Source organism: Bacteroides sp. NSJ-39, from assembly GCF_014287315.1.
Lineage (GTDB): Bacteria > Bacteroidota > Bacteroidia > Bacteroidales > Bacteroidaceae > Bacteroides > Bacteroides finegoldii.
Genome location: NZ_JACOOB010000005.1, coordinates 38,109 through 61,919, shown reverse-complemented (window position 1 = coordinate 61,919; position 23,811 = coordinate 38,109). Strand labels below are relative to the sequence as shown.

Below are 23,811 nucleotides of genomic sequence, written 5' to 3'. Positions count from 1 at the left end.
AGCAGGCTATGGAATACAATATCAACAAGGGAATCGGACGCAACGTGGAATTCAACGGCTTGCAGGCACAATACCTGTACTTTTTTGTCGGGGGCTTGCTGGCCATTTTCCTGCTGTTCGTCATCTTCTATATGATAGGTATTGACCGGTGGTTCTGTATCGGTTTCGGTGTCCTCTCCGCTTTCTCTCTGATCTTCGGGGTGTTCCACCTGAACAAGAAGTATGGTCCCAACGGCTTGATGAAGCTGGCCGCAGTCAAGTACCACCCGTCCTATATCATCAATCGCAAACGTATATCTTCCTTATTTAAAAAACGCATTCATGAGAAATATATTAAAAGCCGCAACGCTGGAAAGTAAGTTTCCAATCCTGTCCGTGGAGGAAGGGTGCATTCTCTCCAAAGACGCGGACGTGACCATCGGCTTCAAGGTCTTTCTTCCGGAGCTGTTCACGGTCACTTCCGCAGATTATGCATCCATGCACGGCACATGAACAAAGGCAGTCAAGGTACTGCCGAATTATACGATAGTACACCGCCAGGACTGGTTTCTGAAAGAAAATTACAAGGCCGACACGCAGAAAGACGGGATGAGTTTTTTGGACCGTTCTTTCGAACTTCATTTTAATGAACGGCCTTTCCTAAATCATTTCTCTTACCTGTTTATCACCAAGACGACTAAGGAACGCAGCCGCAGCCAGAGCAATTTCTCCATCCTCTGCCGGGGGAATATAATTCCGAAGGAAGTCCGGGACAAAGAAACGGTCAGCCTGTTTTTGGAGAGTGTCGACCAGTTCGAGCGCATCCTGAATGACTCGGCCTTTATCCGTCTGGAGCGGTTGACCACCGATGAGATAGTCGGCACACCGCAGCAGGCCGGATTGATTGAAAAGTATTTTTCTCTTTCGCAGCAGGACACGACCACACTGAAGGATATACAGATGAGCGCGTCGGAGATGCGCATCGGGGATGATATCCTCTGCGTACATACGCTTTCCGATGTGGATGATCTTCCCGGTTCCGTCCAGACGGATACCCGGTATGAGAAATACTCCACCGACCGCAGCGACTGCCGTCTAAGTTTTGCCGCTCCGGTGGGGCTAATGCTCTCCTGTAACCATATTTACAACCAGTTCCTGTTCATCGATGATTCGGCAGAAATCCTGCAACGCTTTGAGAAGACGGCACGCAACATGCACTCGCTTTCCAAATACAGCCGAGCCAACCAACTTAACAAGCAGTGGATTGATGCCTACCTGGACGAGGCGCATTCCTTCGGGCTGACCGCCATCCGTTGCCATTGCAATGTCATGGCATGGTCGGACAGCCGGGAGAAGCTCAAGGTGATAAAGAACGATACCGGTTCTGCTCTGGCCCTGATGGGATGCAAGCCCCGTTATAATACCATTGACGCACCTGCCTTGTATTGGGCAGGTATTCCGGGAGGCGAGGGCGATTTCCCTTCCGAGGAGTCCTTTTTCACTTTCGTCGAACAGGGAGTCTGCTTCTTTACGGAAGAGACGAACTATGCGGATTCCCTGTCGCCATTCGGTATCAAGATGGCAGACCGGACAAACGGGAAGCCCCTGCATCTGGATATTTCGGACGAACCGATGCGTCGTGGTATTACAACCAACCGTAACAAGCTGGTCATCGGGCCTTCCGGTTCGGGCAAGTCATTTTTTATGAACCATCTTGTGAGACAGTATTGGGAACAGAATACCCACATTATATTGATCGACATCGGTAACAGTTACAAGGGATTATGTGACCTGATTCACCAGCGCACAAACGGTGAGGATGGCATATATTATACGTATAGTGAAAAACATCCGATAGCTTTTAATCCATTTTTCACCGAAGACAAGGTCTTTGACCTGGAAAAGAAAGAGTCCATTAAAACGCTGATCATGTCGCTCTGGAAAAGGGATACGGAAGTCATTACCCGTGCCGAGGAAGTAGCACTCTCAATGGCGGTTAACCTGTTCCTTGAAAAGATAAAGGAGGACAATGAGCTGGTTCCTTCCTTTAATACTTTCTACGAGTTCGTACAGGGAGAGTTCCGTGGAATACTGGAGGAGAAGCATTACCGCGAGAAGGATTTCGATCTCACTAACTTTCTGAATGTATTGGCTCCTTATTATCGTGGTGGAGAGTACGATTATCTGCTGAACTCCGACGAGCAGCTCGACCTCTTGAACAAGCGTTTTGTGGTATTTGAAATTGACGAAATTAAGGAGCATAAAATTCTTTTTCCGGTAGTCACTGTCATCATTATGGAGGCTTTCATAAACAAAATGAGACGTTTGCATGGGGTGCGAAAGATGATAGTTGTAGAGGAGGCTTGGAAGGCAATCGCACGTGAAGGCATGGCTGACTATATAAAGTTTTTATGTGCGCCCGTAAAGGTTGCATCGTAAATATCTCTTTGGCAAGAGATTAGGAAAGTGTTCTTTGAAAATGACCTATCATCAGCCGACTTATCTGTTTCGGGAAAACTTAACCGAGCAGGGAGTGTAGCATGTCGGAAAAGTCATAAGTCAGTTAGTTACCAAACTGCGACTGAATGGCGAGATGAAAAGATAGATATGAGGATAAAGTCCGAATTGATTGAACGATAGTCCGAATGGTCCCCCTTGAGGCTATGGCGTAAGGTAACTATCAATCGCCATATCGTGATACTACTTCAGTGTATAGGAATGAAGGTAGCAAGAACTTATCACGACACAACCGCAGTAAGCGAGTAAAGGACGGAAGTCGTATCCGACAATCTATCATGCCAACAGTTACGATGTAATAAACGGGGATTACCTATCCCGAAGTGCCGAAAGGCTATTAGGTTCGACCTATGAAAATTCGGAGTGGTAACGGAGCTTCCATAGTAGTTTGAGCAAGGTAACGCCTTGTACATGGCGAAGGGAAGCAGCTAATTATTAATACAATTAACGGAAAATGTGAGAGACATTATGAGAAGTCCAGAAAGAGTATTAAACAGTCTATCAGAACACAGTAAGGATGCAAGCTATAAGTTTGAACGTCTTTACAGAATTTTGTTCAATGAGGAAATGTTCTACGTTGCCTATCAGCGTATCTACGCTAAAGAGGGTAACATGACTAAAGGTTCAGACGGTCAGACCATTGACAACATGAGCCTGAAACGAATTGAAAAGTTGATTGATACGTTAAAAGATGAAACGTACCAGCCCCAACCGTCAAAGAGGGTGTACATACCGAAGAAAAACGGTAAGAAAAGACCTCTTGGCGTGCCGACTTTCAATGACAAGTTGATACAAGAAGTAGTAAGAATGGTACTGGAAGCCATATACGAGGGAAATTTTGAATACACCTCGCATGGTTTCCGTCCCAATCGAAGCTGCCATACTGCATTAACTCATATCCAAAAGGAGTTTAATGGTGCAAAATGGTTTGTGGAGGGAGACATAAAAGGCTTCTTTGATAATATAAACCATGATGTATTGATAAACATTCTCTTGGAGCGTATTGCGGATGAACGCTTCATCCGATTGATACGCAAGTTTATGAAAGCGGGATATATCGAAGACTGGCAATTCCACAATACTTACAGTGGCACACCGCAAGGGGGTATCATCAGCCCGATATTGGCTAATATATACCTTGACAAGCTGGATAAGTATATAAAGGAATACACAGCCAAATTCGACAAAGGGAAGAAACGAAAATTCAGTAGAGAAAGTATGGACTTTGGCAATGCAAGAAAACGTATTGTGCGAAGATTGAAGTTCGTAAAAGACGAAAGGCAAAGGACAAAGCTAATCCTTGAACTGAAAGCAATAGAACAAGGACGGGCTAAATATCCCAACGGCGAAGAAATGGATGCCGATTACAGAAGAATGAAATATGCAAGATATGCAGATGATTTTCTTGTGGGAATTATCGGAAGCAAGCAGGATGCGCAACAGATAAAAGAAGATATTAAAAACTTCCTTGCTGACAGACTGGCATTGGAGCTGTCCGATGAAAAGACACTTGTCACTCACACGGAAAGACCGGCCAAGTTTCTCGGATATGAAATCACTGTAAGAAAGTCCAATGACCAAAGACGGGATAAACGGGGTAGATTGAGAAGAACCTATGGTAAAAGGGTCTGCTTGAATGTCAGTACGGAAACAGTCCGTAAAAAACTTTTCGATTGGGGAGTATTGGAACTGACAAACCGTAACGGAAAGGAAATATGGAAACCGAAATGTAAATCGGGACTGATATTCAATGACGACCTTGAAATCCTTGATAGTTATAATCGGGAAATCGTGGGGTTCTATAATTACTACTCCATAGCCAACAACTGCGCCCATGCCTTGAATAATTTCAAGTACATCATGGAATACAGCATGTACAAAACGTTTGCAGGCAAATATAAGTGCCGAACACGTAAGGTAAACAAGAAATATCGTAAGAACGGTAGGTTTATCGTAACGCACATGACTAAAACTGGTGTAAAGGAAAGATACTTTTACGACGGTGGCTTCAAACGAAAGAAGCCCACCTATAAATCGGAATGTGACATTATGCCACGAACAATTTATACTGCGGGGCGGACAAGCCTTGTTGAAAGGCTGAAAGCCCGTGAGTGTGAATTATGTGGAGCGACAGACGACCTTGTTATGCACCATGTAAGGAAACTAAAGAACTTGCAGGGAAAGGAAAGCTGGGAACGACACATGATTGCCCGTAAACGCAAGACGATTGCCGTGTGCAGGAGTTGTCACAAGAAGATACATGACGGAAAGATAGACTGAAATTAGTGGAGAGCCGGATACGCTGAGAGGTGTAAGTCCGGTTCGGGGGCGAGCATTTGGAAACCTACCATAGAAATATGATAAGGCGCTGGGTGCTTAGCCTACACAAAACGGTTAGAAAGTATTTTGGTGAGGCCGTTGTCGTCACTCAAGAACTGGACGATATTGTATCAAGTCCCATTATCAAAGACACCATTATCAACAATGCCGATTGTAAGATTCTGCTGGATCAGCGAAAGTATATTAACAAGTTTGACTCCGTACAGTCCCTGCTCGGATTGACCGACAAAGAGAAAGGGCAGATATTGTCTATCAATCAGTCCAACGATCCGGCACGGAAGTATAAGGAGGTTTGAATAGGCTTGGGAGGTGTCCGGTCCGCTGTCTATGCCACAGAAACCTCTGTCGAGGAGTATCTCACCTATACCACGGAAGAAACCGAAAAACTGGAAGTCACACAAATGACAGAGAAGCTGGGCGGCAATATGGAGCAGGCTATCCGAATGTTGGCAAGTGAGAAGAAAAAGAAAAAATAAACGATTAAAATAAAGAAGCAATGAGAAAGAGAATTATAAGCATGTTGTTTGTCCTGTCGGCCTTTATAGTACCGGCAAGCGTACAGGCACAGTGGGTGGTGTCCGATCCGGGCAACCTCGTCCAGGGTATCGTGAACAGTGTCAACGAAATAGTGGAGACCTCGGAAACGGCGCAGAATGCCCTCTCCACATGGAAGGAGACCTCAAAGATTTTCGAGCAGGGGCGTGAGTATTACGACAAGCTGCGCAAAGTGAACGACCTGATCAGCGGTAGCGAGAAAGTCAAGGAGTCCGTCCTGATGCTCGGTGATATCTCCGAGATTTACGTGAACAATTTCGGCAAGATGCTAACCGACAAGAATTTCAGCCAGCGGGAGCTGAATGCGATAGCTGCCGGTTATAACACCATCATGAAGAAGAGCAGCCGCAGCATTACCGAGCTGAAGAATATCATCAATCCCACCGGCATGTCCATGAACGACAAGGAACGCATTGACCTGGTGAACCGGGTATACAGGGAAATGACACATTACAAGGAATTGGCCAACTACTACACCCGCAAGAACCTGCATGTATCCTACCTGCGTGCCAAGGAGAAGAACGAGCAGCAACAGGTATTTGACCTGTACGGCAAGGATGAGCGTTATTGGTAGTCTACAATTTTAAAAGAATCAATTATGGTATTATTATCCATTTCATTTGAAAATATGCACCAGATTCTTCGGAATCTCTATGATACGATGACCAAACTCTGCCACCCGATGATGGACATGGCGATGGCACTCGCTGCATTAGGAGCTTTGTTCTATATCGCTTACCGTGTCTGGCAGTCGCTCTCCCGTGCGGAGCCCATCGATGTCTTTTCGATGTTACGGCCTTTTGTCCTGGGCATGTGTATCCTTTTCTTTGACGTGATGGTGCTGGGAACTCTCAACGGTATCTTTAGCCCCATCGTTCAGGGAACCGGAATGCTGCTCCGTGACCAGACCTTCGACTTGCAGAAGTACCAGCAGGAGAAGGACAAGCTCCGTGCGGACATGATGGCTAAGACGATGATGACCGGACGTGTCTTTGCTTCCAATGAGGAGCTGGATGCGGAACTGGATAACATGGGCTGGAGTGAGGAGGAGCATACGGCCTTGCAGACCATGTATGAGGTTTCGTATGCCTTCTCCCTGCAAGGTATTGTCCAGATGGTCATGCGCAAATTGCTGGAGATTCTCTTCCAGTCCGCTTCGCTGGTCATCGACACGATCCGTACCTTTTTCCTGATAGTCCTAAGCATTTTGGGACCGATAGCCTTTGCCCTGAGTGTTTTTGACGGACTGCAGAACACGCTTGTCCAATGGCTGGCACGCTATATCAGTGTCTATCTCTGGCTACCGGTGGCTGATCTCTTCGGGGCGATGCTTGCCAAGATACAGACGCTAATCCTGCAGGAAGAGATGAACCTGATGGCCGATCCGATGAGTGTCATTGACGTGGACGGTTCCTCGGCCATCTATCTGATATTCATGGTCATCGGCATTATCGGATATTTTTGTGTGCCCACTGTTTCGAACTGGATTGTCCAAGCGGGAGGTATGAGTGCCTATAACCGGAATGTCAACAATACGACATCCAAGGTGACCAATGTAGCCGGTGCTGCGGCGGGTGCTTCGACGGGAAATGTCGGTGCCGTATTATTGAAAAAGTAGAAATTGAAAAAACATAAAATTATGGAATTTAAAAGTTTTAAAAACATCGAATCCTCGTTCAGGCAGATCCGCCTGTTCACGTTGGTCTTTCTGGGTATTTGTGCCTCACTGACTACGTATGCCATCTGAAAGTCCTACCTCTTTGCTAACCAGCAACGGGAGAAAGTATATGTATTGGATCAGGGCAAGTCACTCATAGTGGCGTTATCCCAAGATGCGGCATTGAACCGTCCGGTGGAGGCCCGCGAGCATGTGCGCCGCATGCATGAACTGTTCTTTACGCTGGCTCCCGATAAGGCCGCTATCGAATCCAATATCAACCGGGCCATGTATCTGGCGGACAAGAGTCTTTATAGTTATTACCGGGATTGGAACGAGAAAGGCTATTATAATCGTCTGATCAGCGGTAATATTAACCAGACTGTCCTGGTAGACAGCATGCAGTGTGATTTCGATAACTATCCGTACCGGATCACCACCTTTGCCCGGCAGATGATTATCCGAAACAGCAATATCACCGAGCGTTCCCTGGTCACCCGTTGCTTCCTGCAGAGTACGGTCAGGTCGGATAATAATCCGCAAGGCTTCATGGCGGAACGCTTTGAGATTTTGGAAAACAGGGATATAAGGACCGTTGAACGCTAATATATTAAGGTAATGAAAAGCAGGAAGATAAAGACAGAGATCAGCGAAAAACTGAAGAACGTTTGCGAGGAGCTGTCCGAAAAAGAGCGTAAGGGAGTGCTTGTGGGCATGCTGGTTACCAGTACCGTTCTATGTGGTATCACCGTAGCACGCGCTTTCGGGCGTTTTCTCTCTCACGGCACACAAAAGGAGTTGCCGTTTGTCCATCCGGTGGACTCCCTCCACCGGGCGGATAAAGACAGTATAATGTATCACCCTAAAACCAACGAGTAATGGAAGATAAAGATTTGGAAAAGCCCGAAGCGGCAGAAGAAACGGCGGTACAGCCGGAAAACGGCAGAGCCTTGAAGGAAGAACCTGAAAAAGAGAAGAAGGTGCTCACACCGGAAGAGATGGAAAAAAGAAGGAAGTTCATTGTGATTCCGGCCTTTGTGCTGGTCTTCCTGGGAGTCATGTACTGAATATTTGCCCCCTCCGGCAAGGAAAACGAGACGGAAGCCCCCGGAAATTCAGGATTCAATGTGAACGTACCCGAACCTACCACTGCCAAACTGGTGGATAAGAAGACCGCTGCCTATGAGAAGCAACAGGCGGAAGTGGAGGAAGAAAGCCGGATGAAGTCGTTGGAGCAGCTTGCCGGGACATTAATGCACGAAGGAAAGGGGGCATCCGATACCGGTGAAAAAGAAAAGGACGGAGACCGGTTGCAACAGTCCGTTAATACCTACGAGCAAATCTCCGGGCAGTTGAATGACTTCTATGAGACTCCCAAAGAGACGGCAAACAGCGATTTGGAAAGAAAAGTAGATGAACTGAACAAAAAGCTGGAAGAGGCGGAAAAGGAGAAGAACAAGGCGGCTACCCGAGAAGAACTGATGGAGCGGTCCTACAAGATGGCGGCAAAGTATCTGAACCCGGATAAGGATACGGTCCAGGAGAAAGCTGTCGGAAAAGAACCCACGGAAACTGTTCCGGTTCAGCGGGCGGAGTATCAGACGACCTCCGGCCTTTCACAACCTGTTACGGATTCCGCCTATATCGCTTCGCTTACTGTCGAGAGGAATTACGGTTTTAATACTGCTGTCGGGAACAGCTACCAAATGGGGACGAATACCATCGCCGCCTGCATTTCGGAGAACCAGATCATTGAACAGGGAGGCAGGGTAAAACTCCGGTTGCTGCAACCTCTACAAGCCGGCAACATTACCGTTCCGGAGAACAGTCTGGTAACAGGTGCGGCGGTCATACAGGGAGAGCGTCTGGATATCCTGATCAGCAGCATCGAGTATGCCGGGAATATCATTCCTGTTCAGTTGGCGACTTACGATATAGACGGGCAGAAAGGTATTTTCGTTCCCGGATCGGAAACCCGCAATGCGGCAAAGGATGCGGCTGGAACGGTCAGCGAGAGCATGGGAAACAGCGTTTCGTTTGCACGTTCTGCCGGACAGCAGGTGGTCATGGACCTGACGCGCGGAGTCATGCAGGGCGGCACGCGGTTGATCGCCGGACGGGTTCGCGCGGTCAAGGTGACACTGAAAGCCGGATATAAGGTGCTGCTGGTCACAAAGAGACAATAACGGATTATTCACTTTAATAAAAAAGACAAGACAATGAAAATAGTTATAGCATTCTTGATGGCTGTTCTGGCCTCGGTATCCGGTTTTTCACAGGAGGAAAGGCCGGTAAATCCCGTCAGGATTCTGACGGCGGGCCAGCATATCATCCCTTATAAAATAGAGGTCACTTTTGGGAAGACGGTGCATATCCTCTTCCCTTCGGAAGTGCGCTACGTGGATTTGGGCAGTAACAATATCATCGCAGGCAAGGCTGACGGAGTCGAGAACGTGGTACGTGTCAAAGCGGCGGTGAAGGAGTTTCCGGGAGAGACGAACTTCTCCGTGATTACAGGAGACGGCTCTTTCTTTTCCTTCAATGTCGTTTATAAGGAAGAGCCTTCCACACTGAATATCAATATGGACCAGTGGATGAACCCGGACGAGGGAGAAAAGAAAGGAGGCAGCTCCATCCGTGTCACGGAACTGGGCGAGGAAGATCCGACGGTCATTGCCAGCGTGATGTACACCATCCACCGGCTGGACCGTAGGGACGTGAAGCATATCGGATGCAGGCAGTTCGGGATGCAGGCTCTTTTAAAGGGCATTTATGTGCATAAGGACCTGATCTTCTTCCATGTTTCCCTGACGAACAATTCCAATGTGCCTTTCGATGTGGATTTCGTGCGATTTAAGATAGTGGATAAGAAGATAGCCAAAAGGACGGCTCAGCAGGAAACTTATATTGAACCGGTACGCACGCTCAATGCCCTGACACGCATCGAAGGAAAGAGCACGGGACGGATCGTGTATGCCTTTCCGAAAATTGTCATTCCTGACGACAAGTTGCTGGAAGTGGAAATTTACGAGAAAGGGGGAGGCCGTCACCAGCGGTTCTATATTGAGAACAGTGACCTGGTGGACGCGCGTATTGTGAATGAATTAATCGGTGAGTAATCATGAAAAGAGTTTTATTTATTTTGTTATGCATTTGTCTGCCCTTTGTGGCAGGCAAATCTTTTGCCCAGCGTTACCTGCCGGGGCAGAAAGGTATCCAGCTTACGTTAGGCGGTGTAGACGACTTCGGTTCAAATGTGAAGCATCTGCATGGTAATTTCCAGGTCGGACTGGCTCTGAGTCGGTATAACCGGAACCATTCCCGCTGGCTGTTCGGGGCGGATTATGTGAAAAAGCACTATTCCTATAAGGATGTTGCGATCCCCAAAGCGCAGTTTACCGGGGAGGTAGGTTATTTCGTGCCGTTCATCTCGGACCGTGGTAAGAACGTGTTCTTCTCTGCCGGTCTTTCCGCTCTGGCGGGTTATGAGACGACCAACTGGAACTGCAAGCTGCTCTATGACGGGGCGACTTTAAAGAATGACGGATGCTTCATTTATGGTTTTGCCCCGGCTTTCGAGATGGAGGCGTTCCTTTCCGACAGGCTGGTTTTTCTTTTCAATGTCCGCCAGAGGATATTCTTCGGATCATCCGTGGGGAATTTCCACACGGTGGCAGCTGTCGGTGTCAAGTACATTTTCAATTAGCAGCAACAGTATGGAACAAGGCAATTGGAACGTGGATGAGATGCTTCATTGGCTGGATATGAAAATAAACCGGGAAGACCGGAACATACGTGAACAAAGCAAGAAGATGAATGAGAATTTCCTACACTTTTTCGAATGGAATGCGGAGAGCCTGTATAAGTCTCATTTTATGTCCGGGTGTTATAAGATACTCCGGCAGGCGGTGGACGGGGCAAAGGGCATGGATACGGTTTGGAATATTGTTGAGGACAACATTGCTTACTGTGAGAACAAACTGTTGAACGGTCAGGTGGATTGTAACAGTTCCAGCCGGACAACGAATGTTGCCCATTTCCTGAAGTTGGAGTGTATGCAGCAGTTAGTTAGGGATTACCGGGAATTCGCGAATATCCTTGCGCAAACGCCTCCCGAAGAGAATTTGCAACAGACGGCTAATAAAACAGAAAAGAAGAGAGAAGAGCCGCCTGAAAGAAAGATAAAAACGGGCATCAGGCGTTAGCCGACAACGGACTCAATCAAGTAAATTATTCATTTAGTAATACGTAAAATCATGAAGATGAAATTAATAATAAGTGGTATCATGCTCACATTGCTTTGCCTGCTGGGTGGCTGTGATGATAAATTGGAAGTACAGCAGGCTTATGATTTCTCGCTAACGTCCTGGTATCTCCAGAAGACCATTTCCCCGGATGAGACCGTGGAGATTCGTCTGACACTCAATCGTAGCGGAAACTATGAGGAAGCCGGCTATCAAATCGGTTATATACAGATGGAGGGTAGCGGCGAGGTGTACGACAAGAAGAAGGTCTATCTGGTGAACCGGGAGATGCAACCGTTGGATTCGATAGCGGAGTTGGATGACAGCGATCCCTGCCGCCAGGTATTCACGCTCTTCTATCATAACCGAAGCAGCAAGAATGCGGAAATTAAATTCGTGATAGCGGATAATTTCCATCAGGAAAGAGAACTGGATATATCCTTTCAGAGCGAAACTGAAACGGACATGGAACTATAAATCGGACAACAATGGATAAAAGTGATTTAAGGATCGAACAATTGCAGCAATATCTTGACAAGAAGAAAGGGGTTGTGGAAAGCGATATAAAAGAGTATAACCAGCAACTGGGAAAAAACTATCTTCATTTCTTTGACTGGCATGCCGATGACTTGTATAAGGCCTGTTATATGGATAAGAATTATAAGGCCATTCAGGAGGCGATTGATACCGCTGAAACGCCGAAGGACATTGAAGGCTATTTGAAGCGTTGTACCCTGTATATAGAAGAAGATCTCCTGAACGGTCCGCTTGTCAAGAAAAGTACCAACCCGATGTCGAATATGGCCCATTCCCTGGAGATGGAATGCAAACAGGAGTTACTGAAGGACCTCCGGTATTTAAACAGGCTTCTTCAGAGTGAGACTGTAAGTGAAAGAATAAGGCCGCAAGAAGCACCCCGACAAGAAATTGTGCCTGTGAAAGAAAAGAAGAAAACGGGACCACGGTTGAGATAGTATCAATTGAAAGCAATAAAAAAGCTACTGAATTTTTGTTTCAGTAGCTTTTTTATTTATCCCGGTCTTATATTCCGGCTATACCAGATAAGCCTCAAAAAGATAATGTATGAATAACCGGCCCTTTTCCGTCCAGACCGTCAACATGGCCGTGCCTGTTTCTCCTGTGCGGCTTTCCCATACATGGGTCCGGGTTGCTGTATAGCCTTGATTCTGGTAAGGAGCTTTGAGCAGCCACTGACCGGATTGACGGAACTGGATGCCTGCCCATCGGAGCCGCTTGTTCAACATTCCGGCAGTCATTCCCAATTCTTTCGCTATCTGTGTGGTCGTGTAGGTGCTTTGGGATTGCAGGACTTTGTCGTAATACTGAACTTTTGGGGCCTGTAGCTTGAGTTTCAGGATAGCATAGTTGTTCTCCTTCTCCAATGCTGAAATACGGCTGTCTCGCTCTTTTATACGGTTCTGTGCGAGCAATATGGCACGCGCAAGCAGTTCATTATCCGTTTCGCCATTCTTCTTAAGAAGATAGCCACCGTTCTTTAGTGTTTCGGGAACCAGTTCATCAAATATCCAGCTTTCGAATTTCTCAGCGGAAGGCAGCTTGCTACCGGCAATCAGCCGGTATACGTTTCCTTCGCTGATGTACTTGATTTTCTGGACGGCACTGCGTGTAGGGGTGTCGTAAACCACGACACCCATTGGTTTACAATGTCTTACGACGGCATCTCTCGGATTGGAGTAGCCAAGTGCGGCGGCAACATCCGAGGCGCAGAACCATATTTTCCCGTCAATTTCCAGTGTCCGGATGCGTCCGAACTCGGGATGTTCAAATATCGATACTTTATTCATGACTGTTTAATTTATAGGTTTCTTCTATTGCTTTAAATATCTCGTAGACTACCTGGGGGACGATAGCGTTCCCGTATCCTTTAATGGATGCCTGTCTTCACCGAGAAAAGGAGATACCGTCCAATCGGGTGGAAAGCCCATCATCTCGGCTACAAACAGGGGATTGAGTTGGAAACTCTTTCCAGTCCGGGCGAAGAAATCCGGAAGGCTGTTCTTCTGTGGTATCTTTCCCCGTTTCTTCAGGTTCTCCAGTGAAGGTGCGCCTTTCCAATCCCGCGCTGTCGGTGTCGGCATCACTTGTCCTTCTGCCAGCCATTGTAGGATCGATTCTTCCAGATTGTTCCCGTCCGTGTTTTCCAGCTCAGTATTGTCCGGTATCGGTTCCGGTAGTATCCCGTAAAAGTCCAGAAAATCCGTCAGGCCGTTGGGATTCTTCTCTCCGGCTATCTGGGCATGGGGTGAGGATAAATTCATCGATTTCCATTTCCTGACTCTTTCGGCATGGTGTATCTCTGTTGCCACTGGCGTTGGCAGAAGCATTCCATGGATTATCTCCGGTAGTCCCTGCTGCCTGCTGCCCGGCCCCCTGCGCTTGTAGTCCTGTGCCGTCACGGTGGGCAATAAACCAAACTCTATCCCGTCTGTGAGGTGCACCGACGGAACAAGCCGGTATAAGTACCGGCTGGACGGAATATCCTTCGCGTTCAAGATCACGGCAAATGGTTTCAACAACATATTGCTGTCGTCTTTTAAATACAGGCTCACTCTCTCCGAATAGAGTGGATTGACTTCCCACTTCAGTCTCCTGACCGGGCTGTACCATCGTGAGGATGCCAGCAACGTTCTCACCAATGACCCAATCGGGCCTGATCTCATGTATGGCCCTGAGCATGTGAGGCCAGAGATAGCGGTTATCATCCGCTCCCTTTCTTTGGCCTGCGACGGAGAATGGTTGACAAGGAAAACCTCCTGTAAGGACATTGATTTTTCCTCTCCATTCCCTGAAATCTGTCGTTGTGACATCTGTATAACTTTTCGCATCTTTAAACCAGTAATTTAGAATGGTATTACAAAAATCGTCTATCTCGCAATGGAAGGCATTCTGCCATCCCATTCATTCGGCAGCCAGGTCTGGGGCGCCGAATCCACTAAACAGGGAAGCGTGTACCAGACGCTTCCGCTGTTTCTTGTCTTGCTCTTCTTCTTTCATTGTTTATTCATTATTTAGAGGTTCGAGGTTCATTACTTTTTTGTCGATCTTACGATAGATGCTCCCCATCTCCAGCATATTTTCCAATCGGAGCAGGTCCGTGATTTCATAGACGGTCATCCCTTTCTGTGTCGTGAAGCGGATATATCCTTTCTGTCGCTGTATCTCCACTTCTTCGGGAGTCATGTGCAGGACTTCACAGATTTCCTGCAAGGTCAGGGTAAGGCTTACTTCCTTAACTGTGTAGATGTAAGTCAGGATGTTCAGCATCTGGAGGCATTTGCGGTGTGATTTGACGAGTGCTGCGAATTTGTTTCGTTCTATGACGATTACTTTACTTTGATTTTCCATGTGAATTTTTATTTATGAGTTAATAGAATCGGATATGAAATCTTCGTTTAGACATTCTTCTCTCAGGAATTTATATACGTCAGAAGCCCAGAAGTAAATCTTGCCGCTGAGTTTGAAAAATGGGAGTTTCCCGGAATTACGCCAGCGGATCAGTGTCCGGTCGCATACTTTCAGCATCAGGCGCATATCCCGGCTGTCCAGCATTTGCTTACCGTTGAAACTGGTTACTGCTTCCAGAGCCGTTTCCAGCTTGGCAATCAGTTTTCGTTGTTCCTCAAAGTTGTCCTTTATCATTGCTTTGAGTATCTCAATATCATTTCTGTTCTCTTCCATACAATATTCCTTTGTTCTAATGGGTTATTTTTCTTTCTTCGGTTGCAAAGTTTTCAAAATTAGGCATGAAAAAATAGGGCTGACGGTAACCGCCAGCCCCACATTTTCCTTGTAACTCACTTGGTATCAATGTGAATTTTCAGAATATTTTTTCTTCATCAGGATAGAAAGGGGAATACACGCAATTCTCCTTCTTAAAAAAGAGACTGATAGAATGACAGAGGATATCGGATAAAAAAAGGGCTGACAATTAATTGTCAACCCTTCTATAAATATGCTATGATTAACTTGGAAGCATCAAAAACATTGCTTACCTTTGTGTTACAGAGATATTTGAAATTATGCAGAGCAATGCAATGTGTAGCTGAACTTCCACTACTATATCGTTACCTGCATCTTTATAAAAACACTTTTAATCGCTGATTTATAAAAGATTAAAACGAACTACACTCTTTTTTTAAATGAAAAAATGCTCTTCTATAATACTCTTAATACCAACACTTTAGAAATATCAATCTTTTAACGAAAAAAGAAAGGAGTCCTTTTTATGAATACCAATAAAAGATTACAGACAATTCATTGAAAATCATCCAATACCTCTTTTAATTCTTCTACCGTAAGCTCTCCTACCTGCCTCCAAAGTTCATGCCCCTTATGCAATAGAAGGAAAGCCGGTACTGTTTCTACATTATGAGCATCAGCAATTGCTCTATTCTCTTCTGCATTCACTCTAATCAATTCCACAGTTCTCTTTTCGTAAGTTCGAAGCACAGGCCCTATCCACTCATAATGAGGGGACCAATCGGCATAGAACACCACCAACACCAGATGGTTGGTTTTAACTGCTGTTTCTAATTGTTTCTCTATATTCATATCGCTACGTTTTTATATTAATGATAGTGCTAAAACAATGAATACAGAAAAAGGTTCTTCAAAACACTCCGCGAACAATATGATAGAGAAATAAGGATTTTCACTTTCATATCGTCAAAAGAAAAAGAATATATTTCTTGTTTTTATAACTGGTTTTATGGATTATCAGGACTAAATATTCTTCATATATTATGAAAGAATATACAAAGCAATTCGTTCAAATAACAGTTTATTAATATATGAATATATATAATTCCAAATTATAACTAAACATAGCCGTATGAAAGGCAATTATAAGTTCACAGAAAATTAATAGAGATTAGACATACTTTTCAATAAAATATAAAGCAAAAAGTCATATCTTTGCATTGTAATAAAACAAAAGGATACAACAACCAATAAATACCAATCAAAATGACAACAAGAATTAAGTTCACTAAAATGCATGGAGCAGGAAATGACTACATATATGTAGATACGACCAGATATCCGATAGCAGACCCTGAAAAGAAAGCGATCGAATGGAGCAAGTTTCATACAGGAATCGGAAGCGATGGACTAATATTGATTGGTGTCTCTGATAAAGCGGATTTCAGTATGCGTATTTTCAATGCCGACGGTTCGGAAGCAATGATGTGTGGCAATGGTAGCCGCTGCGTAGGCAAATATGTATATGAATACGGATTGACTGATAAAACAGAAATAACTTTGGATACACTATCGGGAATTAAAATTCTGAAATTGCAGGTAGAGGGAAAAACAGTCAATACAGTCACCGTAGATATGGGCAGTCCACAAGAAACAGGAGAGATTGATTGGGGAAAGAAATATCCTTTCCAATCTACTAAAGTATCAATGGGTAATCCTCATCTTGTCACATTTATTGATGACATTACCCGAATTAATCTGCCGGAAATCGGTCCTGAACTGGAGAATCATCCCCTCTTTCCCGACAGAACGAATGTAGAGTTTGCACAGATCGTCGGTAAAGCCACCATACGGATGAGAGTGTGGGAAAGAGGATCGGGAATTACTCAAGCTTGCGGAACAGGTGCCTGCGCCACAGCAGTAGCCGCCTTCATCAACGGACTTGCAGGAAGAAAAAGTGATGTGATAATGGATGGAGGGACAGTTACCATCGAATGGGATGAAACCTCCGGACATATATTAATGACCGGACCGACAACCAAGGTTTTCGATGGGGAAATTGTTGAAGAAGTTGAGAGTTGAGAATGAATAGTAATAGAAACTTAAAACAATAACAAGATGGCATTAGTAAACGAGCATTTTTTAAAATTACCGGGAAGTTATTTATTCTCGGATATAGCGAAAAAGGTAAATACTTTCAGGATAACGCATCCCAAACAGGACATCATCCGGCTAGGTATCGGCGACGTTACGCAGCCACTTCCTCCAGCCTGTATAGAAGCAATGCATAAAGCGGTAGAAGAACTGGCCGGCAAAGATACATTCCGCGGATATGGTCCTGAACAGGGATATGATTTTCTGATTGAAGCAATCATAAAGAACGATTTCGCTCCACGCGGGATTCATTTCTCGGCATCCGAGATTTTTGTCAGTGACGGGGCTAAAAGCGATACCGGAAATATAGGTGATATTCTTCGCCACGACAATAGCGTAGGTGTTACAGATCCCATTTATCCGGTTTACATAGACAGTAACGTTATGTGCGGACGCGCCGGAGTATTGGAAGAAGAAACGGGTAAATGGAGCAACGTTACTTATATGCCTTGCACAAGTGAGAACAACTTTATCCCGGAAATTCCGGACAAACGGATAGACATCGTTTATCTCTGTTATCCGAACAACCCGACAGGGACCACCTTAACCAAACCGGAACTGAAAAAGTGGGTGGATTATGCCTTGGCAAACGATACACTGATTCTGTTCGATGCCGCTTACGAGGCATATATCCAGGACGAGAATGTCCCCCACTCTATCTATGAGATTAAGGGAGCTAAAAAGTGCGCGATTGAATTCCGTAGTTTTTCAAAAACGGCAGGATTTACAGGAGTACGCTGCGGATATACCGTGGTTCCAAAAGAGCTCACTGCCGCCACCCTGGAAGGTGATCGCATACCACTCAACAGATTGTGGAACCGTCGCCAGTGTACTAAGTTTAACGGCACTTCTTATATTACCCAACGGGCAGCAGAAGCCGTTTACAGTGCAGAAGGCAAGGCACAGATTAAGAAAACAATCGACTATTATATGACCAACGCAAAAATCATGAAGGAAGGATTGGAAGCCACAGGACTGAAAGTATACGGCGGCGTCAACGCTCCCTACTTGTGGGTGAAAACTCCGAACGGACTTTCTTCATGGCGGTTCTTCGAACAGATGTTGTATGAAGCCAATGTGGTCGGTACTCCCGGTGTAGGTTTCGGGCCAAGCGGTGAAGGGTATATCCGTTTAACTGCGTTCGGCGAACGCAACGACTGTATCGAAGCGATGAGAAGAATAAAAAACTGGCTCTGATTGAATGAATAATGGATAGCGGGAAATAGAAAGTTCAACATGCCCCCATTAAACGGACATCATCATTCCTGCAGTATCAGTTATCCATAATCAGTTATCTATAAAAAACGATAGTATTTTGCGCGCTACTATATAACAAATGGACCGTACATCCACATTTTTCTAACTTTTAAAGGTAAAAAGACGATGAAAACGACGATTAACAACAAATTGGGGGTAATAACAGTAGCATTATTACTGTCAGGACTTGTCCCGTCTACAATGATGGCACAAGATAAGGTAGAAGCTTCCGTTGGGGCAGATTTGGTAAGTGGTTACATCTGGCGCGGTCAGAATTTAGGCGGAGTTAGCGTCCAGCCTTCACTGGGAATCTCTTACAAAGGTTTATCACTCGGAGCATGGGGATCAGTGGGAATTGAATCCAAAGATGCAAAAGAGTTTGATTTAACTCTCGGTTATTCAATTGGTGGATTTAGTGTTTCAATAACGGATTATTGGTTTGATAAAACATATACAGGGGATGTAGATGAATACGGAAAGGAGATTTATACAACCAATAAGTATTTCCAATATGGGGCCTATTCTACAGCACATGTATTTGAAGCACAAGTGGGATATGATTTCGGTCCGCTAGCCGTCAACTGGTACACAAACTTTGCAGGTGCCGATGGTGTGAAAGAAAACGGCAAAAGAGCTTATTCTTCTTACCTCGCACTTAGCGCACCTTTCAAATTGGGAGGTCTCGACTGGACAGTAGATTTAGGTATGGTTCCCTGGGAAACAACTTTTTATAATGGCTATACCAGTGGATTCTGCGTAACAGACATCAGTCTCGGAGCATCCAAGGAGATTAAAATCACAGATTCCTTCTCCGTACCGACATTTGCCAAAGTAACAGTGAACCCACGCACTGAAGGAGCCTACTTTGCTTTCGGACTAAGTTTTTAAGAGAGAGAATTTACAATACAAAGAGCGTATAGGGATTAGAAAAGGTAGTTAGAGTTTAGATTTTATCGGTTTGTTGTATGGTAACCTGCTATGGCTGCCGCTACCCTATACCTCTTTCTTTTACAGGACACACTAATATTTAAGGTATATGAAAAAGATTGAAGCTATCATCCGTAAAACCAAATTCGAGGACGTAAAAGACGCCCTACTCGAAGCGGACATCGAATGGTTCTCTTATTACGATGTAAGAGGCATTGGAAAAGCACGGCAAGGACGTATCTACCGTGGCGTAGTTTATGACACCAGCACCATTGAACGAATTTTGATCTCTATTGTCGTGCGCGACAAGAATACCGAGAAAACAGTACAGGCTATCATCAAAGCTGCACAGACCGGAGAAATCGGTGACGGACGTATTTTCGTCATTCCTATCGAAGACGCTATCCGCATACGCACTGCCGAACGTGGTGACATAGCCCTCTACAATGCAGAACAAGAACGTTAAATAAGATTATACTATTATGGATACAAAATATAAAAGCCATAGCTTCGTAAAGCTGTGGATAGCCACTACTATATTCATTTTGTGCTGTTTTACTACTGATATGTCGGCACAAAACACGGCCGCTGCCGATACAGTTGCAGCAGTTACAGAAACAATTACCGAAGTCGTTACCGCTCCTGCCGAAGAAGCATCAGCAGCTCCCGATACGGTTGGTGAATTAGCTCTTGGATTGAATACTGTATGGATGTTGCTTGCAGCAATGCTCGTATTCTTCATGCAGCCGGGATTTGCATTAGTAGAAGCAGGTTTTACCAGAGTGAAAAATACTGCCAACATTCTGATGAAGAACTTTGTAGACTTCATGTTCGGCTCTTTACTATACTGGTTTATCGGTTTCGGATTGATGTTCGGCGCAGGAGGATTCATCGGAATGCCCCACTTCTTCGACCTTTCTTTCATTGATAATGGTTTGCCAACCGAAGGATTCCTCATATTCCAAACCGTATTCTGTGCGACAGCAGCTACAATTGTATCAGGAGCCATGGCAGAACGTACAAAATTCTCCATGTATATCGTCTACACCATCTTTATCAGTGTACTGATTTATCCGATATCCGGTCACTGGACATGGGGCGGAGGCTGGTTGATGAACGGTGAAGAAGGTTCTTTCATGATGAGTCTCTTCGGAACCACCTTCCATGACTTTGCCGGTTCTACGGTCGTTCACTCTGTAGGTGGATGGATTGCTTTGGTAGGTGCCGCCATTCTTGGCCCCCGTATCGGTAAATATGGTAAAGACGGCAAATCAAAAGCTATCCCAGGCCATAGCCTGACTATTGCTGCACTAGGCGTATTCATTCTTTGGTTCGGATGGTTCGGGTTCAACCCCGGTTCTCAATTGGCAGCAGCAACCGAAGCCGATGCTATCGCCATCTCCCACGTATTCCTGACAACGAATCTGGCTGCTTGTGCCGGTGGTTTCTTCGCTCTGTTGGTGAGCTGGATGAAATATGGAAAACCTTCCCTGTCATTGACACTGAATGGTATCTTGGCAGGGCTGGTAGGCATCACAGCAGGATGTGACGCAGTATCTCCCGCAGGAGCAGCCTTAATAGGTGCAATATGTGGTGTCGTAATGATATTCTCCGTTGACTTCATTGACAAGGTGTTAAAGATAGACGATCCGGTAGGTGCATCTTCTGTACATGGTGTTTGTGGCTTTTTAGGAACTATTCTTACAGGTTTGTTCTCCACCAGTGAAGGTTTATTCTATGGCTACGGTTTCGGGTTCCTCGGTGCACAAATATTTGGAGCATTGGTAGTAGGTGCATGGGCAGCAGGCATGGGATTCATCATTTTCAAAACGCTTGATAAGATTCACGGACTTCGCGTTCCGGCACGTATCGAAGAAGAAGGTCTTGATATTTACGAACACGGAGAATCTGCTTACAACTAATTTAGTGATGAACGGTTTAGTGATTAGTGAAAGACAGCTACGCACAACTTACTACTAATCACTACCATGCTAATCACAGAAAAAACTTCCGGACAGGTTTGATCGCCTTTCCGGAAACCACATAACAAAGTAATTATTTACTCTAACATATTTAACAACAAATCAAATCAGGTATTATGTCAAAACTTAGATTCAGAGTAGTAGAGACAGCTTTCAAAAAGAAAGCTGTTGAGGTAGCAACACCTGCCGAACGTCCTTCGGAGTATTTCGCCAAGTATGTATTCAACAAGGAGAAAATGTTCAAATACCTTCCCAGCAAGGTATACAATGCACTGATTGACGCCATTGACAACGGTGCTCCGCTAGATCGCAGTATTGCCGACGAGGTAGCTGCCGGCATGAAGAAATGGGCCATCGAAATGGGTGTTACTCATTATACGCACTGGTTCGCACCGCTGACCGAGGGTACAGCTGAAAAACATGATGCTTTCGTTGAACATGACGGCAAAGGCGGTATGATGGAAGAATTCACAGGTAAACTGCTTGTACAACAGGAACCGGATGCTTCTTCTTTCCCGAATGGCGGTATCCGTAACACATTCGAAGCCCGTGGTTACAGCGCATGGGACCCCTCATCACCTGCTTTCATTGTAGATGATACGCTTTGCATCCCAACAGTGTTTATCGCATATACCGGCGAAGCTCTCGACTATAAAGCTCCCTTGCTGAAAGCATTGCGGGCTGTAGATAAAGCTGCTGTAAACGTATGTCGTTACTTCAACCCGGAAGTGAAAAAAGTAGTTGCTTACTTGGGCTGGGAACAGGAATACTTCCTAGTAGACGAAGGATTGTATGCCGCACGCCCGGACTTGCTAATGACCGGTCGTACTTTGATGGGACATGACAGTGCCAAAAACCAGCAGTTGGAGGACCACTACTTCGGTGCTATCCCCACCCGCGTAGCCGCTTTCATGAAGGATCTCGAAATTGAAGCGTTAAAGCTGGGTATTCCTGTTAAGACCCGTCACAACGAGGTTGCCCCGAACCAGTTCGAGTTAGCCCCCATCTTTGAAGAGTGTAACCTTGCTAACGACCATAACTTACTGATTATGTCATTGATGCGTAAGGTTAGTCGCCGTCATGGTTTCCGCGTACTGCTTCATGAAAAACCTTTTAAGGGCGTCAACGGATCGGGTAAACACAACAACTGGTCGTTGGGAACTGACACGGGCATTTTATTAATGGCACCGGGTAAGACTCCGGAAGATAACCTGCGTTTTGTTACCTTCGTTGTAAACACATTGATGGCAGTTTATCATCATAACGGATTGTTAAAAGCTTCTATCTCCAGCGCTACCAACGCCCATCGTCTGGGAGCTAATGAGGCACCTCCTGCCATCATCTCCTCTTTCCTAGGGAAGCAATTGTCGCAGGTATTGGATCACATTGAAAACAGTACGAAAGATGATTTGATTAGTCTTAGCGGCAAACAGGGAATGAAGTTGGATATTCCGCAGATTCCAGAATTATTGATTGATAATACTGACCGTAACCGTACCTCTCCTTTTGCTTTCACCGGAAACCGTTTTGAGTTCCGTGCCGTAGGTTCCGAGGCAAACTGTGCGTCTGCCATGATTGCATTGAACTCTGCCGTAGCAGACCAATTGGTGAAGTTTAAGAAAGATGTGGATGCTTTGATTGAAAAAGGAGAACCTAAAGTGTCTGCCATTCTCGAAATTATCCGTGGATATATCAAGGAATGTAAAGCGATTCATTTTGACGGCAATGGTTACAGCGACGAATGGAAGAAAGAAGCAGCCCGCCGTGGACTGGATTGCGAAACCAGTGTTCCTGTTATCTTCGATAACTACCTGAAACCAGAAACCATTGCCATGTTCGAAGCTACCGGCGTAATGACAAAGAAAGAACTAGAAGCCCGCAACGAAGTGAAATGGGAAACGTATACGAAGAAGATTCAGATCGAGGCGCGTGTATTGGGTGATTTGGCTATGAACCATATCATTCCGGTGGCCACTCAATATCAAACGGATTTAATTAATAATGTCTATAAGATGCAATCTCTTTTCCCGGCAGAAAAGGCAGCGAAATTGTCTGCTAAAAACCTGGAGCTTATTGAAGAGATTGCCGACCGTACAGCCTTCATCAAGGAACATGTAGATGCAATGATTGAAGCTCGTAAGGTTGCGAACAAGATAGAAAGCGAACGGGAAAAAGCCATTGCCTACCACGACACGATCGTTCCGGCACTGGAAGAAATCCGCTACCACATCGATAAGTTGGAACTCATTGTTGACAACCAAATGTGGACGCTTCCGAAATACAGGGAACTGTTATTTGTGAGATAGAAAAAAAGAACGGTGAACGATAAACGGTGAACGGCGAACAAGTTGTATTGCAACGCATTTACCGTTTACCACTCACAGTTCACCGTTATGAAATTATCTATTTCTTTTGTTGGTTGTTTTAAGTTTGCGGGGAGGGGTGCTGTGAAGCAGTC

The 23,811-nt window shown here is 45.3% G+C and carries 24 protein-coding genes and 3 pseudogenes; 21 read left to right on the top strand and 6 right to left on the bottom strand.

Going from position 1 to position 23,811, the window contains the following annotated elements; genetic code table 11:
* Positions 1-8: 8 nt before the first annotated feature.
* From H8S63_RS07500 to H8S63_RS07420, 15 genes and pseudogenes are all read left to right on the top strand, one after another.
* Positions 9-359, top strand: a complete 351-nt coding sequence (locus H8S63_RS07500; RefSeq protein WP_004309896.1) for a DUF4133 domain-containing protein — start codon at positions 9-11, stop codon at positions 357-359.
* Positions 322-2,406 (top strand): annotated as a pseudogene (locus tag H8S63_RS07490) (TraG family conjugative transposon ATPase); the annotation flags it as partial. The gene H8S63_RS07500 and the pseudogene H8S63_RS07490, both read left to right, overlap by 38 nt.
* A gap of 558 nt (positions 2,407-2,964) precedes the next feature.
* On the top strand, positions 2,965-4,776 hold the full coding sequence (locus tag H8S63_RS07485; protein ID WP_004318718.1) for a reverse transcriptase/maturase family protein: 1,812 nt from the start codon (positions 2,965-2,967) through the stop codon (positions 4,774-4,776).
* A 101-nt stretch (positions 4,777-4,877) separates the two neighbouring features.
* Positions 4,878-5,312 (top strand): annotated as a pseudogene (locus H8S63_RS19845) (conjugal transfer protein TraG); the annotation flags it as partial.
* Positions 5,313-5,332: 20 nt separating this feature from the next.
* Entirely contained in the window at positions 5,333-5,965 is a 633-nt protein-coding gene (locus H8S63_RS07470) for a DUF4141 domain-containing protein (protein ID WP_004318720.1), read from the top strand.
* A gap of 24 nt (positions 5,966-5,989) precedes the next feature.
* Entirely contained in the window at positions 5,990-7,009 is a 1,020-nt protein-coding gene (gene traJ, locus H8S63_RS07465) for a conjugative transposon protein TraJ (RefSeq protein ID WP_004308042.1), read from the top strand.
* A 21-nt stretch (positions 7,010-7,030) separates the two neighbouring features.
* Positions 7,031-7,654, top strand: a pseudogene (gene traK / locus H8S63_RS07460) (conjugative transposon protein TraK).
* A gap of 12 nt (positions 7,655-7,666) precedes the next feature.
* Positions 7,667-7,927, top strand: coding sequence for a hypothetical protein (locus H8S63_RS07455; RefSeq protein ID WP_004318726.1), 261 nt, complete (start codon positions 7,667-7,669; stop codon positions 7,925-7,927).
* The gene (locus H8S63_RS07450) at positions 7,927-8,115 is read left to right on the top strand and encodes a hypothetical protein (protein ID WP_004308045.1); all 189 of its coding nucleotides are present in this window, start codon (positions 7,927-7,929) and stop codon (positions 8,113-8,115) included. The genes H8S63_RS07455 and H8S63_RS07450 overlap by 1 nt, the downstream gene beginning before the upstream one ends.
* The gene (gene traM, locus H8S63_RS07445) at positions 8,116-9,234 is read left to right on the top strand and encodes a conjugative transposon protein TraM (protein WP_143722897.1); all 1,119 of its coding nucleotides are present in this window, start codon (positions 8,116-8,118) and stop codon (positions 9,232-9,234) included. It begins immediately after the preceding gene.
* Positions 9,235-9,267: 33 nt separating this feature from the next.
* The gene (gene traN, locus H8S63_RS07440; RefSeq protein WP_004308047.1) at positions 9,268-10,167 is read left to right on the top strand and encodes a conjugative transposon protein TraN; all 900 of its coding nucleotides are present in this window, start codon (positions 9,268-9,270) and stop codon (positions 10,165-10,167) included.
* A gap of 2 nt (positions 10,168-10,169) precedes the next feature.
* Positions 10,170-10,754 (top strand): conjugal transfer protein TraO, encoded by a 585-nt coding sequence (locus H8S63_RS07435; RefSeq protein ID WP_004308048.1) that lies wholly within the window; start codon positions 10,170-10,172, stop codon positions 10,752-10,754.
* A gap of 10 nt (positions 10,755-10,764) precedes the next feature.
* Complete coding sequence (locus H8S63_RS07430; RefSeq protein ID WP_004308049.1) at positions 10,765-11,253, top strand: hypothetical protein; 489 nt, start codon at positions 10,765-10,767, stop codon at positions 11,251-11,253.
* Positions 11,254-11,304: 51 nt separating this feature from the next.
* Positions 11,305-11,769 carry a TraQ conjugal transfer family protein gene (locus H8S63_RS07425; RefSeq protein ID WP_004308050.1) on the top strand — a complete coding sequence of 155 codons (465 nt, stop codon included), beginning with the start codon at positions 11,305-11,307 and terminating at the stop codon, positions 11,767-11,769.
* An 11-nt stretch (positions 11,770-11,780) separates the two neighbouring features.
* On the top strand, positions 11,781-12,266 hold the full coding sequence (locus H8S63_RS07420; RefSeq protein WP_004318733.1) for a hypothetical protein: 486 nt from the start codon (positions 11,781-11,783) through the stop codon (positions 12,264-12,266).
* A gap of 78 nt (positions 12,267-12,344) precedes the next feature.
* Here H8S63_RS07420 and H8S63_RS07415 read toward each other — a convergent pair whose 3' ends face one another.
* From H8S63_RS07415 to H8S63_RS07390, 6 genes are all read right to left on the bottom strand, one after another.
* On the bottom strand, positions 12,345-13,118 hold the full coding sequence (locus H8S63_RS07415) for a phage antirepressor KilAC domain-containing protein (protein ID WP_004308051.1): 774 nt from the start codon (positions 13,116-13,118) through the stop codon (positions 12,345-12,347).
* 48 nt (positions 13,119-13,166) lie between these two features.
* Positions 13,167-13,592 (bottom strand): hypothetical protein, encoded by a 426-nt coding sequence (locus H8S63_RS20305; protein ID WP_132061476.1) that lies wholly within the window; start codon positions 13,590-13,592, stop codon positions 13,167-13,169.
* The gene (locus H8S63_RS07405) at positions 13,480-14,232 is read right to left on the bottom strand and encodes a DNA cytosine methyltransferase (RefSeq protein WP_008776848.1); all 753 of its coding nucleotides are present in this window, start codon (positions 14,230-14,232) and stop codon (positions 13,480-13,482) included. The genes H8S63_RS20305 and H8S63_RS07405 overlap by 113 nt, the downstream gene beginning before the upstream one ends.
* 99 nt (positions 14,233-14,331) lie before the next feature.
* A complete protein-coding gene (locus tag H8S63_RS07400; RefSeq protein ID WP_004313787.1) occupies positions 14,332-14,679 on the bottom strand; it encodes a hypothetical protein in 348 nt (115 codons plus the stop codon).
* Between the two features lie 12 nt (positions 14,680-14,691).
* Positions 14,692-15,012, bottom strand: coding sequence for a helix-turn-helix domain-containing protein (locus H8S63_RS07395; protein WP_004308054.1), 321 nt, complete (start codon positions 15,010-15,012; stop codon positions 14,692-14,694).
* 576 nt (positions 15,013-15,588) lie between these two features.
* Complete coding sequence (locus H8S63_RS07390) at positions 15,589-15,885, bottom strand: thioredoxin family protein (protein ID WP_120069386.1); 297 nt, start codon at positions 15,883-15,885, stop codon at positions 15,589-15,591.
* Between the two features lie 414 nt (positions 15,886-16,299).
* On the opposite strand from H8S63_RS07390, the gene dapF reads away from it, so the two are divergent.
* The 6 genes from dapF to H8S63_RS07360 all read left to right on the top strand — a co-directional run bounded on the left by dapF (position 16,300) and on the right by H8S63_RS07360 (position 23,659).
* Positions 16,300-17,115 carry a diaminopimelate epimerase gene (gene dapF / locus H8S63_RS07385; RefSeq protein ID WP_055234772.1) on the top strand — a complete coding sequence of 272 codons (816 nt, stop codon included), beginning with the start codon at positions 16,300-16,302 and terminating at the stop codon, positions 17,113-17,115.
* A 36-nt stretch (positions 17,116-17,151) separates the two neighbouring features.
* Positions 17,152-18,384, top strand: a complete 1,233-nt coding sequence (locus H8S63_RS07380) for an LL-diaminopimelate aminotransferase (protein ID WP_004315728.1) — start codon at positions 17,152-17,154, stop codon at positions 18,382-18,384.
* A gap of 186 nt (positions 18,385-18,570) precedes the next feature.
* Complete coding sequence (locus tag H8S63_RS07375) at positions 18,571-19,332, top strand: hypothetical protein (RefSeq protein ID WP_118217875.1); 762 nt, start codon at positions 18,571-18,573, stop codon at positions 19,330-19,332.
* A 148-nt stretch (positions 19,333-19,480) separates the two neighbouring features.
* Positions 19,481-19,837: a P-II family nitrogen regulator gene (locus H8S63_RS07370; RefSeq protein ID WP_004303701.1), complete on the top strand. Its 357-nt coding sequence runs from the start codon at positions 19,481-19,483 to the stop codon at positions 19,835-19,837.
* A gap of 16 nt (positions 19,838-19,853) precedes the next feature.
* Complete coding sequence (locus H8S63_RS07365) at positions 19,854-21,293, top strand: ammonium transporter (RefSeq protein ID WP_055234777.1); 1,440 nt, start codon at positions 19,854-19,856, stop codon at positions 21,291-21,293.
* 176 nt (positions 21,294-21,469) lie between these two features.
* Positions 21,470-23,659 (top strand): glutamine synthetase III, encoded by a 2,190-nt coding sequence (locus H8S63_RS07360; protein WP_118217873.1) that lies wholly within the window; start codon positions 21,470-21,472, stop codon positions 23,657-23,659.
* Positions 23,660-23,811: the final 152 nt, after the last annotated feature.